A 12549-nucleotide genomic window follows, 5' to 3' on the forward strand; every position below is an offset into this window, starting at 1 on the left:
GATCAGTGTCTCGGTGGCGCAACGCGCCCCGCGAGGCCGAAGCCGATCATTCCCAGGGTGCGGGCGTCGAGACGTCCGTCACCCAGTCCCAGCTCCACCACGGTCCGGTAGACCCGCTCGTCACGACGGGCGGCACGCACCGCCGCGTCGACCACCCACCGGCGCCGGGCCAGCCAGGCCGCCACCGAGCTGTGCCGCAGGTGGGTGCCGAGCCGGCGGCGCAGCGCGTCGGCGTACCGGCTGGCCGCCCGGTCGGGGGCGCCGGCCGCGGCCGCGCCGGCCAGCGCCCCGGAGCGCAGCGCGTAGAAGATGCCCTCGCCGGTGAACGGATTGATCAGCGAGAGCGCGTCGCCGGCCAGCACCACCCGGCCCCGCCCCGGCGCCGGGCGGTGGGTGGAGAGCGGCAGGTGGTGGGCGCGCAAATCGGTCACCGCCGCCGGATCGGTGCCGGGGAGCAGGGCGGCCAGCCGGTCCAGCAGGTGCGCGCGGGTCAGCGGTTCGCCGCGCAGCACCTCCCCGTACCCGACGTTCGCCCGGCCGTCACCGATCGGGAAGGACCAGGCGTACGCCGGCCAGCGCGGCGAGGAGGTGACGATGACCTGCTCGGGCGGGCCCGGGAGGGCCGGGGCGTAGCCGCGGATGGCGAGGGCGAGGTGCCGGTCCGGGTTCACCGGGTGGCCGAGCGCCCGGCGCAGCACCGAGCCGGCCCCGTCCGCCCCGACCACCGCGCGGGCGGCCAGTTCCCCGTCGACCACCACCCGGTCGTCGCGCACCTCCACCGCGCGTACGGTGTGCCGGCGCAGTTCCGCCCCGGCCGCGGTCGCCGCCGCCACCAGCCGCGCGTCGAACACCCGCCGGGGCACCGTGTACGCCGGCCGGGGCAGCGCGCGGGCCACCGTGCCGCCACCGGGGCCGACCAGGCGCAGCGCGGGCAGCGGGGCGTACCCGTCGACCGCCCCGGTCACGCCCAGCTCGGCGAGGACGTCCAGGGCGTGCGCGGCGATGCCGTCCCCACACGCCTTGTCCCGGGGAAAGTCGTACCGGTCGAGCAGCAACACCCGCGCCGCCCCCGCCCGCCGCGCGCCAAGAGCGGCGGCCGCCCCCGCAGGCCCGGCCCCAACCACGACCACGTCCCACAACTCCCCCACCCGACCATCCTCCCCGCGCTACCCCACCCTCCCCGCACGCCGCGCCCGCCCCACCCCGTCGATCATGAAGTTGACGGCAGCGAAGGAGATCAACACCGCCGCCAACCTCATGATCACCGGGGTGGGCGGGATGCGAACTTCTTGATCAACGCGCCGAGGACGGGGAGGGATGCGGGGTGGGGGTGGGGGGTCGGGTGCGGTTCAGGGAGTAGAGGGTCAGGAGGGCTGCTGTTACCAGGGGGGCGCCGTCTCGGATCAGGCCGTCTACGCCCAGGAGCCACCAGCACAGGGGGAGGTCCACCGCGAGGGTGGCCAGGGTGATGGCGACCAGGAGCTTGCGGGCCCAGGGGCGGTCGCGCATCAGGAAGGCCGTGCAGAAGAGCACCGCGTAGCTGACCGCGATGCCGGCGGCGAACCAGAACAGCACGGCCGGCACGGCGCTGATCCGCCCGTCCAGGATGGAGCCGGTCGCGATCAGGGCCGGGACCAGCATGAGCGGGCTGTAGGTAAAGGCGGCGACCCGGGCCGTGAGCAGCCAGCCGGTGACCGGCGGGCGCTTCGGGACGACCTCCCGCCAGGAGATCACCCCGCCCTCGACGACCAGGCCCTTGCGGTGCCGGACCAGGTGCCCGCTCACCGCGTCGGAGCGGTAGAGCAGCGCCACCACCGCGACGCAGAGCGCGGTGAGCACGCCGAAGCCGAGCAGGCCGGGCAGCGGCGGCACCCCCGCCCGGGGTACGACAAGCCGCCCGACCGCGAAGACCGTGGTCACCGAGAGGATCAGCCCGAACGGCTTCGCCACGGCCCGGCCCCGCTTGACGTGGCCGATCAGCACGAGGAAACCCAGCGAGCGCAGCATCGCCCAACCGGTGCGGACAGCGAGCCCGAACTCCTGCTCGGGGGCGTACCAGTAGTTGAGCAACTCGACCACGACGGTGGCCGCCGCCGTCACGGCGAGCAGGGTGGTCAGCGCCCGGACGGCGGACGGCCGCCGGACCTCGACAGGTTCGGCGGCCGTCCTCATGGCATCCGGTGTTGCCCGGTGCGGGCTTCCGTCACACCTCTACTTCTGCGGCTCCGCGTCGAGCCGGGCGCGCAGCGCGTCCAGTTCGGCCCAGAGGACGCCGGGGAGCTTGTCACCGAACTTCTCGAACCACTCGGTGACCAGCGGCAGCTCGTTGCGCCACTCCTCCGGGTCGACCTTGAGCGCGATTCGGACGTCCTCCGGGGTCATGTCCAGGCCCTCGACGTCGAGCGCGTCCTGGGCGGGGACCATGCCGATCGGGGTCTCGACCGCCTCGGCCCGACCCTCCAGGCGCTCGATGACCCACTTGAGCACCCGGGAGTTCTCGCCGAAGCCCGGCCAGAGGAAGTTGCCCTCGGCGTCCTTGCGGAACCAGTTGACGTAGTAGATCTTCGGCAGCTTGGCCTCGTCGCCGTCGGCGCCCTTGCCCATCTCGATCCAGTGCCGGAAGTAGTCGCCGGCGTGGTAGCCGATGAACGGCAGCATGGCCATCGGGTCGCGGCGGACCACGCCGACGGCGCCGGACGCGGCGGCGGTGGTCTCCGAGGAGAGCGTGGCACCCATGTAGACGCCGTGCACCCAGTCGCGGGCCTCGGTGACCAGCGGGACGGTGTCCCGGCGGCGACCGCCGAACAGGATCGCGTCGATCGGCACGCCGTTCGGGTCGTAGTAGTCGTCGGCCAGGATGGGGCACTGCGTGATCGGGGTGCAGAACCGGCTGTTCGCGTGCGAGGAGAGGCTGTCGCTCTCCGGCGTCCAGTCGTTGCCCTTCCAGTCGATCAGGTGCGCCGGCGGCTCACCCATGCCCTCCCACCAGATGTCACCGTCGTCGGTGAGGGCCACGTTGGTGAAGATGGAGTTGCCGCGGTCCAGCGTCCGCATGGCGTTGGCGTTGGTCTTCCAGTCGGTGCCGGGCGCGACGCCGAAGAGGCCGTACTCCGGGTTGATCGCGTAGAGGCGGCCGTCCGGGCCGAACCGCATCCAGGCGATGTCGTCACCGATGGTCTCGACCTTCCAGCCCGGGATGGTCGGCTCCAGCATGGCCAGGTTGGTCTTGCCGCAGGCGGACGGGAAGGCGCCCGCGATGTGGTAGACCTTGCCCTCCGGAGAGGTGATCTTGAGGATCAGCATGTGCTCGGCGAGCCAGCCCTCGTCGCGCCCCATCACACTGGCGATACGGAGCGAGTAGCACTTCTTGCCGAGCAGCGAGTTGCCGCCGTAGCCGGAGCCGTAGGACCAGATCTCCCGGGTCTCCGGGAAGTGCGAGATGTACTTGGTCTCGTTGCAGGGCCAGGCCACGTCCTGCTGGCCCGGCTCCAGCGGGGCGCCGATCGAGTGCAGCGCGTGCACGAAGTCGGCGTCGTCCCCCATCGCGTCCAGGACCTTCTGGCCCATCCGGGTCATGATGCGCATCGAGGCGACCACGTACGGGCTGTCGGTGATCTCGACGCCGAACATGGGGCTCTCGGCCTCGACCGGACCCATGCAGAACGGGATGACGTACATGGTGCGGCCGCGCATGGACCCGCGGTACAGCTCCGTCATCGTCCGCTTCATCTCGGCCGGCGCCATCCAGTTGTTGGTGGGGCCGGCGTCCGCCTCGTCGGCGGAGCAGATGAAGGTGCGCTCCTCGACACGCGCGACATCCGTCGGGTCCGTCCGCGCGTAGAACGAGTTGGGCTTCTTCTCGGGATTCAGCCGGATCAGGGTGCCGCTCTCGACGAGCTCGTCGGTGAGGCGGCGCCACTCCTCATCGGACCCGTCCACCCAGACCACCCGGTCGGGGGTGGTCAGTTCCGCGACCTCACGTACCCAGGCGAGCAGTTTGGGGTGGGACGTCGGGGCCTGATCGATACCCCGAACAGTAGCCGGAGCAACCATGTCACATCTCCTTGTGGTCGACGCTGACCGATGTATGGGATGCACGAGTTCTGGCGAGCCGGTGCGCCGCCTTCGTGGAAACCTGGGATTGGCCTCAGCGTAAACCGGGCTGCCTCCCCAGTCAGTGGGACTGGTTGTGAAGAACTGCACAAGGTACGGCCACGCTGCGGCATCGCGATCTCTTACCCGCTTTCGCGCGCAGTTTCACGCAAATCTTGCGAAGAACCTCCGACGGCCCGGGACTTCGCCAACCCGGCGGAGGACTCCGATGCGGGGATGCCGATCGTCATGTCACGAACGACGATTCCGTGATCCGGTCCACAATTCCGTACGCCGGGTCACGCTCCGCTCACGGATATCGGAACCGGACGGCGGCCTCCGGAGGGGGCCGGACGGCCCGGGGGCGACGCGCCGGGACGGCCGACCGCCGACTCGCCGTAGCGGCCGGTCCCGGGAGCGCGCACCCGGTACTCTCGGCGGGTGGCCGCGACGATGACCGGGGACCAGCCGGGGGCTCCGCAGACCCGTCGAGGTCTGATCGGGGCCCTCATCGACCGCTTCGGTCACCTGGTCCGCGAGATGAGCAAGTTCGCCACCGTCGGCGGCTTCGCCTTCCTCGTCGACTTCGCGCTCTTCAACTACCTGGCGAGCGTGCGCCACATGCCGCCGGTGGCGGCCAAGACCATCTCCACAGTCGTCGCGGCCACCCTGGCGTTCCTGGGCAACCGGTTCTGGACCTGGCGGCACCGCCAGCGCTCCCACCCGGCCCGGGAGTACGCACTGTTCTTCTTCTTCAACGGGGTGGGCCTCGGCATCGCGGTGGCCTGTCTCGCGATCAGCCGCTACGGGCTCGGCGCCATCTGGCCCGAGGTGTTCCAGACCCCGCTGGCCGACAACATCGCCAGTTTCATCGTCGGCACCGGCCTGGGGACGCTGTTCCGGTTCTGGTCGTACCGACGGTTCGTTTTCGTCGAGGCGGGAACTCCCCCCGTTCCGGCGACGAGCCGCGACCGAGAGTCCGGGGCGTGACCCACCGCCCATCCCGTCCTGCCGGGCCCAGTCGGCCCTGCCCACTGCCCTAAGGTGTTCCGCATGCCTCCTGTCCGTCTGCTGCCCCAGCGCTGGCAGAAGTTCATCCACGAGGCGCTCAAATTCGGCATCGTCGGCGGCATCAACACCGTCATCAATTACGCGGTGTTCAATGCGCTGGCACTCACGGTTTTCCGCGACGGCCAGCTCAAGGCGACAGTCATCGCGACCATCGTCGCGACGATCACGTCGTATCTGATGAATCGGCACTGGACGTACCGGGACCGGCCGAAGTCGGCGCTTCGCCGCGAATATGTCCTGTTCTTCCTCTTCAACGGCGCGGGCCTGGTCATCGAACTCGGCGTCCTTGCGCTGGCCAAGTACGGCCTCGGCGTACACAGCCTGCTCGCCTTGAACGTGGCGAAGACCGGGGGCGTGCTGCTGGCCACCCTGTTCCGCTTCTGGTCCTACCGGACGTTCGTGTTCCAGCCGGTGCCGAAGCACGCCGAGGAAACCTGGCACACCATCCCGCGCGACGAGTGGGACACCATGGCCGAGATGGACCCGGTGGCCGAGCTGGCCGAATCGGTCAGCGAGCTGGAGGAGACCGAGCCACCGCTCGGCGAGCGGCGCGCGGGCGACTACGCCCCGCAGCAGGGCCGTCCCGCACCCGCGGACGCCGGCCTGGGCCGCACCCTCGGCGCCGACCTCGACGCCGAACTGGCCGCCGAACTCCAGCCCACTCCGCGCCGCGCTCCGCGCCGCTGACCGACCCGGCACTCCGGCGCCCGCCCAGCGGGCGCCGGAGGCTTCCGCGGGTCAGGCCGACGGGTCGCGCAGCGGCTTGCCCTCGGCCATGTCGGCCAGGATCTCGCGCATCTCGCCGTCGCCCAGGCTGTGCTTGTCGTGGTGGGCCTCGACCAGCTCGTAGAGCTTCGTCTGCACCTTGTCGACGTGCGGCACGTCGCTGAGCACCGACTGGCCGCGCTCACCGGCGGACTCGATGGTCAGCGTGCCGCAGCCGAGCAGCCGCTCCACGAACTTCTGGTGCATGGCGTGGTCGTTGATCCGGGTCAGCGGCAGGTCACGCCGGTTGCGGGAGAACACGCCCTCCTGGAGCAGCACCCGCTCGTTGGTGAAGAGGTAGTGGGTGGTGCGCCAGACCAGGAACGGCCACAGCCCCAGCCAGAACACCAGCACCAGGCCGAGCGCGGCGATCACGTAGAGAGCGATCGTGCCGCCGTCGCCCTCGGGCAGCAGGACCCAGCCCGCGACCACCGCCGCGACGGCGAGCACCAGCACCAGGATCGGCCGGATCAGGGCCTTCCAGTGCGGGTGCAGATGCAGCACGACGTGCTCGTCCTCGGTGAGCACGTCTTCGGGGAACGCCACGGGAACCTCCTCGCAGAACAGGACGCGCTGACCGTAACCGGTCGGCGCTCGCCCGGGGATCAGCCGCGCGGCGGGTGTTAGGAGGGGGCCCCTGCTATACCGCAGGCGTTAACAGGGGGCCCTTCCTTCAGCGCAAGTGCAGCACGTCGCCGGCCGCGAGGCGCAGCTCGCCCTCGGGGGCGTCGACCAGGAGTTGGCCGTCGGGGTCCACACCGGTGGCGGTGCCGCGCACCTCCCGGCCGTCGGGGAGCAGCACCCGGACCTGCCGGCCGACCGTGGCGCAGCCGGCCAGGTAGGCGTCCCGCAGGCCGCTGGCGACCGCGTCGCCGCCGGCGTCGCGCCAGCGCTCGTACCAGTCGGCGAGCGCCCGGAGCAGGGCCCGGAGCAGGGGGTCGCGGTCGGTGGCGGTGGCGCCGGCGAGCTGGAGCGAGGTGGCCGGCAGCCCGGTCGGGTTCTCGGGCAGCTCGTCGGCGCGCAGGGTCACGTTCAGGCCGATGCCGACCACGATCGCCGGCGGCCGGTCGGGTGCCGGGCCGGGCACCGCCTCGGCCAGCACGCCCGCGCACTTCGCGCCGTCCAGCAGCAGGTCGTTCGGCCACTTGAGCCGGGCGTCCAGCTCGGCCAGGCGGGCCACCGCCTCGACCAGCGCGACGCCGGCCAGCAGCGGCATCCAGCCGTACCCCTGCGGTGGCACGGGCGCCCAACCGCGCTCCGGGACGGCCTCACCCGGCCGGAGCAGGACGCTTGTCGCGATGCCGGCCCGCGGCGGCGACTGCCAGACGCGGCCGCGCCGGCCCCGGCCGGCGGTCTGCCGCTCGGCGACCACCACCAGGCCCTCCGGCTCACCGGCGCGCGCGGCCTCGACCACGTCGGCGTTTGTCGAGCCGGTCTCGGCCCGCAGTTCCAGTTGGCGCCACGGCCCGTGCGGCGCGACCAGCGCGCGGCGCAGCCGGGCCGCGGACAGCGGTGGGCGGTCCAGATCGGTGTACGGCGAGCCGGGCATCCCGCCAGCCTACGGCCCGGGTGAGGCGCACTGCACAACGTCGCCCACCTGAACCATCGTTATATTCCACGGGTGACTACCGAGACCGGGATCAACATCCACACGACCGCCGGCAAGCTGGCGGACCTGGAGCGACGGCTCGACGAGGCGGTGCACGCCGGGTCGGCACGCGCGGTCGAGAAGCAGCACGCGCGGGGCAAGAAGACCGCTCGCGAGCGGATCGAGATGCTCCTCGACGAGGGCTCCTTCGTCGAGCTGGACGAATTCGCCCGGCACCGCTCGACAAACTTCGGGCTGGAGAAGACCCGCCCGTACGGCGACGGCGTGGTGACCGGCTACGGCACGGTGGACGGCCGGCAGATCTGCGTCTTCGCGCAGGACTTCACCGTCTTCGGCGGCTCGCTCGGGGAGGTCTTCGGCGAGAAGATCGTCAAGCTGATGGACCTGGCCATGAAGATCGGCTGCCCGGTGGTCGGCATCAACGACTCGGGCGGCGCGCGCATCCAGGAGGGCGTCGCCTCGCTCGGCCTCTACGGCGAGATCTTCTTCCGCAACGTGCGGGCCAGCGGCGTCATCCCGCAGATCTCGCTGATCATGGGTCCGTGCGCCGGTGGCGCGGTCTACTCCCCGGCGGTCACCGACTTCACCGTGATGGTCGACCAGACCTCGCACATGTTCATCACCGGCCCCGACGTGATCAAGACGGTCACCGGCGAGGACGTGGGCATGGAGGAGCTGGGCGGCGCCCGCACCCACAACGCCCGCAGCGGCAACGCGCACTACCTCGGCACCGACGAGGAGGACGCGATCGAGTACGTCAAGGCGCTGCTGTCGTACCTGCCGTCCAACAACCTGGACGAGCCGGTGGTGTTCGACTCGCCGGCGATCCTCGACATCACCGACGAGGACCGCGAGCTGGACACGCTGATCCCGGACTCGGCCAACCAGCCGTACGACATGCACCGGGTCATCGAGCACGTCCTCGACGACGGCGAGTTCCTGGAGGTCCAGCCGCTCTACGCGCAGAACCTCGTGGTGGGCTTCGGCCGCGTCGAGGGGCGCCCGGTGGGCGTGGTCGCCAACCAGCCCATGCACTTCGCCGGCACCCTCGACATCGCCGCCTCGGAGAAGGCCGCCCGGTTCGTGCGCACCTGCGACGCGTTCAACATCCCGGTGCTGACCTTCGTGGACGTCCCCGGCTTCCTCCCCGGCACCGGGCAGGAGTGGGACGGCATCATCCGCCGCGGCGCGAAGCTCATCTACGCGTACGCCGAGGCCACCGTCCCGAAGGTCACCGTCATCACCCGCAAGGCGTACGGCGGGGCGTACGACGTGATGGGCTCCAAGCACCTCGGCGCGGACCTGAACTTCGCCTGGCCGACCGCCCAGATCGCGGTGATGGGGGCGCAGGGCGCGGTGAACATCCTCTACCGCTCGGAGCTGGCGAACGCCGAGGACCCGGCCGCCGTCCGGGCCGAGAAGATCGCCGAGTACGAGGACACTCTGGCCAACCCGTACATCGCCGCCGAGCGCGGGTACGTCGACGGGGTGATCCCGCCGCACGAGACGCGTACGCAGGTCGTGCGGGCGTTGCGGGTGCTGCGCACCAAGCGCGAGACGATGCCGCCGAAGAAGCACGGCAACATCCCCCTGTAGCACGCGCTGCCGAGGCCCCCGCCGGACGTCCGGCGGGGGCCTCGGCGCGTCAGCAGCCGGGGTTCGCCGCCCCGCACAGCCGCCGGGCGGCCACCCTCCCGAGTGACTCGAGCTGGGCGTAGCTCAGCCCCGGCCCGCTGCCGTCGACCCGGTCCTCGATCGTGCCCGGGCCGGGCACGATCACGGTCACCAGGTCGCCGACCCGGATCACCAGCGTGACGTCGATCGACGCCGCCGGACCGACCGCCTTCCCGCCACTCCGGTCGCGGGCCTGGCCCGTGACGTGCCGCAGCATCACCGACTGGTCGCCGGCGAAGCCGGTGACGGCGGGCTCCCACCGGTGCTCGGTCTCCGCCGACACCGTCCGGCCGGTCAGCGTCAGGAGCGAACTGGTCCGCCACGTCGGGCAGACCTGCACCATCCGGTCGATGTCCCCGAAGAGGCCCATGCCCCACGGCGGGTCGACCCGGTACACGTCCTGGCTGAGCACCGGGGGGACACCGTCGGACGCCTCCGCCACGGGCCGCAGCAGCACCCGGGAACGGGAGTAGCGGGAGACGGTCGACTGGAGGTAGATCCCCTGCTGGTGGGCGCAGGACTCCAATTGCCCGTCGACCCGCACCGGCTCCAGCAGGCCGACGTCGCCGAGCCGCGCCCCCGTCTTCAGCGTGAGGTCGCGCGGCTCCAGCAGCACCGCCTCGGGGATCTCGGCGCGCCCGGACGGCGCCGGAGAGGCCACCGGTGCGCTCGTCGGACTGCCGGCCCCGGCGCCGGTCACCACCGTGTCCGTCGGGCCGCCGCTTCGGCCACCGGCCACCACGGTGGTGGCCGACGCCACGAGGAGCGCGGCCACCGCCGTCGCCACCGCTGCCGTACGCCGGCTGCGCCGTCGGCCTCGGGCCCGGAGCTCGGCCGGCTCGGCCCAGCGGACGTCGCGCAGGTCCCGCTGCACCAGCTCGACGAAGGTCAGGTCATCGTCACGCATCGGCCGCCTCCTCCAGATCCACGACCGCGAGCAGTCCGGCGAGCGCGGTGCGCCCCCGGGAAAGCCGCGCCTTGACCGTGCCGACCGGCGCCTCGGTCTGCCGGGCCACCTCGGCGACCGGCATGCCGAGCAGGTAGTAGAGCGCGATGGCGGTGCGCTGCTCCTCGGGGAGCCGGCGCAGCGCGGCCACCACCTCGACCGTGTCGGTGGTCGGGGCGGGGAAGCTCTCCTCCGCCCCGTGACGCAGGTAGGCACGGGCCCGGCTGCGCAGGCTGCGCCAGCGGCTCACCGCGATCCGGCTGGCCACCACCCGCACCCATGCCTCCGGGTCGTCGTACCCGCGTACCGTCGACCAGCGCTGCCACGCCTTGATGTACGCCTCCTGCACGGCGTCCTGGGCCTCGGCCCGGTTGCCGGTGAGCACGTAGACGAAACCAAGCAGTCGTTGCCGGCTGCCGCGGTAGAACTCGTCGAATCCCTCGCTGTCGGGCACCTGTCACCTCCCCGTGTTCGCAGGGGACACGCCTGGCGCGCGGGGTGCGGTTGCCCGGTCAGCCGACCAATTTCTCCAGCTCCGCGAGGGGGAAGCCGCCGGCCGGGATGCGCTCGCGGACCGCTCGGCGGACGGCGGCCTGGACCGCCTCGTTGGCCGGGGTCGGCACCCCGTGCAGCCGGCCGAGCAGCACGATTTCGCCGTTCAGGTGGTCCGCCTCGGCGGAGCCGGCGCCCCGGGCCAGGCTCTGCCAGGTGGAACCACCGGCGCGCTCCTCGCCGTCGACCGGCCGGTGCCGTACCCGATCGCCCCGCTCGGCGGCCTCCTCCTCGCGCGTCGTGTGCGGGATGCCGGCGGCGGCCAGCGCCTCCTCCCCCTCGGCGCGGACCCGGGCGGCCAGCGGCTCCGGTACGTCCGGGCCGAGCAGCGCCTGGAGCCCGTTGCCCAGGTTGCCGAGGAGCTTGCCGTACTTCCAGCGCATCACGTCGTCGCGGACCGGGGCGACGAACCCGGCGGCGGTCAGGTCGGCGGCGACCGCCCGGCTGGTGTCGTCCGCGCCGGACGGGTAGCGGCCGAGGTGCAGCATCCCCGGGTGCGGGTGCCCGTTCGCCACCACCACACCGGGTTCCAGGTGGGTGGCGGGCAGCCAGACGCAGACCGGGTGTACCCGGGCGAACAGCCGCAGCGCCGCCGGCTCGTTGGCGACACCGTTCTGGGCCAGCACGATCGGCAGCCGCTCGCCCGCCGTCCCGCCGCCCTGGACGGGGGCGTCGACCCAGGTCGCCAGGGCCGCCGCCGTGTCCTGGGACTTGACCGTGAGCACCAGCACGGTGTCCGCCGGCAGGGGTCGGTCGTCCGGCCCGGCCACCGCGGGCAGCCGGCTGGTGACCGTGCCGTCCGGCGTCCGGAGGGTCAGGCCCCGCTCCCGGAGCGCGTCCAGATGCGCGCCGCGGGCCACCAGCGTCACGTCGCGGCCGGCCTCCCCCAGCCGCACGCCGATGGTGCCGCCGACCGCGCCCGCCCCGATGATCACGTATCGCATGCGTCCGATTCTGCCCCGGCCCGGCGCTCCCGCGCGGTGAGGCACGGCTCAGATGGTCAGCCCGGCGTCGGTGAGGATCGGGCCGGCGAGCAGCAGCGCGCCGGCGCCCAGCGCGGCCAGGCTGACCAGCAGGAACACGGTCACCCAGAACAGCGCCGGGAAGGGGGTGAGGCGGGCGAGCTGGTCCGCGTCGGACTCGGGCATCCGCCCCCGGCTGCGCAGCCGTTGCAGCTCGATCACCGGGCGGACGCCGCCGAAGAGCAGGAACCAGACGGACGTCCAGGCGAACGCCGCCTGGACCTGCGGCGAGGCGTACCAGGAGACGGCGAGCACCACGCCGCCGGTGACCAGCAGGGACAGCACGCCGAAGACGTTGCGGATCATCACCAGCATGGCCAGCAGCAGCGCCACGGCCACCCAGAGCAGCAGGGTGATCCGGTTGCCGGCGAGCAGCCACGCCCCGGCGAGACCGATGAGCGACGGGGCGACGTACCCGGCCAGGAGGGTGAGGATCATCCCCGGGCCGGTGGGGCGGCCGGCGGAGAGGGTGAGCCCGGAGGTGTCGGAGTGCAGCCGGATGCCGCGCAGCCGCCGCCCGGTGAGCAGGGCCATGAGCGCGTGGCCCCCCTCGTGGGCGATGGTCACCGCGTTGCGGGCGATCCGCCACGGCAGCCGGGTGGCGACCACGACCAGCGCGACGGCGGCGGTCAGCAACACCAGGAGCGGCGGCGGATCGGGCTGGGCGCTGAGCAGCTTGTCCCAGAGGGTGGTCAGGCCGTCGATCAGGGGCATGGGCGGGGAGCCTACCGGCCTGAGCCGTGTCGTTCGAGAGGCGCAGCCTCGCAGCACCGCAGAATCGATCCGTATCGGCCACCGAGGCGACGACGGCCGTCAAT

The 12549-nt window shown here is 72.3% G+C and carries 12 protein-coding genes; 3 read left to right on the plus strand and 9 right to left on the minus strand.

Annotated elements, in window-relative coordinates; all coding sequences use genetic code 11:
* Window positions 1-2: 2 nt before the first annotated feature.
* From GA0070603_RS15755 to GA0070603_RS15765, 3 genes are all read right to left on the minus strand, one after another.
* Window positions 3-1139, minus strand: coding sequence for a geranylgeranyl reductase family protein (locus tag GA0070603_RS15755; protein ID WP_091321994.1), 1137 nt, complete (start codon window positions 1137-1139; stop codon window positions 3-5).
* Window positions 1140-1293: 154 nt separating this feature from the next.
* Window positions 1294-2172, minus strand: coding sequence for a hypothetical protein (locus GA0070603_RS15760; protein WP_091314020.1), 879 nt, complete (start codon window positions 2170-2172; stop codon window positions 1294-1296).
* 39 nt (window positions 2173-2211) lie between these two features.
* Window positions 2212-4053 (minus strand): phosphoenolpyruvate carboxykinase (GTP), encoded by a 1842-nt coding sequence (locus GA0070603_RS15765; RefSeq protein ID WP_091314023.1) that lies wholly within the window; start codon window positions 4051-4053, stop codon window positions 2212-2214.
* Window positions 4054-4545: 492 nt separating this feature from the next.
* Between GA0070603_RS15765 and GA0070603_RS15770 the strand changes: the two genes are divergently transcribed.
* Window positions 4546-5082 carry a GtrA family protein gene (locus GA0070603_RS15770; RefSeq protein WP_091321995.1) on the plus strand — a complete coding sequence of 179 codons (537 nt, stop codon included), beginning with the start codon at window positions 4546-4548 and terminating at the stop codon, window positions 5080-5082.
* A gap of 63 nt (window positions 5083-5145) precedes the next feature.
* A complete protein-coding gene (locus GA0070603_RS15775) occupies window positions 5146-5850 on the plus strand; it encodes a GtrA family protein (protein WP_091314026.1) in 705 nt (234 codons plus the stop codon).
* A 51-nt stretch (window positions 5851-5901) separates the two neighbouring features.
* Here the strand turns inward: GA0070603_RS15775 and GA0070603_RS15780 are convergent, their stop codons facing one another.
* Complete coding sequence (locus GA0070603_RS15780; RefSeq protein WP_091314029.1) at window positions 5902-6474, minus strand: PH domain-containing protein; 573 nt, start codon at window positions 6472-6474, stop codon at window positions 5902-5904.
* Between the two features lie 127 nt (window positions 6475-6601).
* Window positions 6602-7477 (minus strand): biotin--[acetyl-CoA-carboxylase] ligase, encoded by an 876-nt coding sequence (locus GA0070603_RS15785; RefSeq protein WP_091314033.1) that lies wholly within the window; start codon window positions 7475-7477, stop codon window positions 6602-6604.
* A 72-nt stretch (window positions 7478-7549) separates the two neighbouring features.
* Here GA0070603_RS15785 and GA0070603_RS15790 point away from each other — a divergent pair, with 72 nt between their 5' ends.
* The gene (locus tag GA0070603_RS15790) at window positions 7550-9133 is read left to right on the plus strand and encodes an acyl-CoA carboxylase subunit beta (RefSeq protein WP_091314036.1); all 1584 of its coding nucleotides are present in this window, start codon (window positions 7550-7552) and stop codon (window positions 9131-9133) included.
* A gap of 49 nt (window positions 9134-9182) precedes the next feature.
* Here the strand turns inward: GA0070603_RS15790 and GA0070603_RS15795 are convergent, their stop codons facing one another.
* The 4 genes from GA0070603_RS15795 to GA0070603_RS15810 are packed head-to-tail and all read right to left on the minus strand — an operon-like array spanning window position 9183 to window position 12445.
* Window positions 9183-10118: a hypothetical protein gene (locus GA0070603_RS15795; protein WP_091314038.1), complete on the minus strand. Its 936-nt coding sequence runs from the start codon at window positions 10116-10118 to the stop codon at window positions 9183-9185.
* The gene (locus GA0070603_RS15800; RefSeq protein WP_091314041.1) at window positions 10111-10611 is read right to left on the minus strand and encodes an RNA polymerase sigma factor; all 501 of its coding nucleotides are present in this window, start codon (window positions 10609-10611) and stop codon (window positions 10111-10113) included. Before GA0070603_RS15800 ends, GA0070603_RS15795 begins: the two co-directional genes overlap by 8 nt.
* A 58-nt stretch (window positions 10612-10669) precedes the next feature.
* The gene (locus tag GA0070603_RS15805; RefSeq protein ID WP_091314045.1) at window positions 10670-11653 is read right to left on the minus strand and encodes a ketopantoate reductase family protein; all 984 of its coding nucleotides are present in this window, start codon (window positions 11651-11653) and stop codon (window positions 10670-10672) included.
* Window positions 11654-11701: 48 nt separating this feature from the next.
* Window positions 11702-12445: a M50 family metallopeptidase gene (locus tag GA0070603_RS15810; RefSeq protein ID WP_091314048.1), complete on the minus strand. Its 744-nt coding sequence runs from the start codon at window positions 12443-12445 to the stop codon at window positions 11702-11704.
* Window positions 12446-12549: the final 104 nt, after the last annotated feature.

It is taken from the genome of Micromonospora chersina (assembly GCF_900091475.1).
Lineage (GTDB): Bacteria > Actinomycetota > Actinomycetes > Mycobacteriales > Micromonosporaceae > Micromonospora > Micromonospora chersina.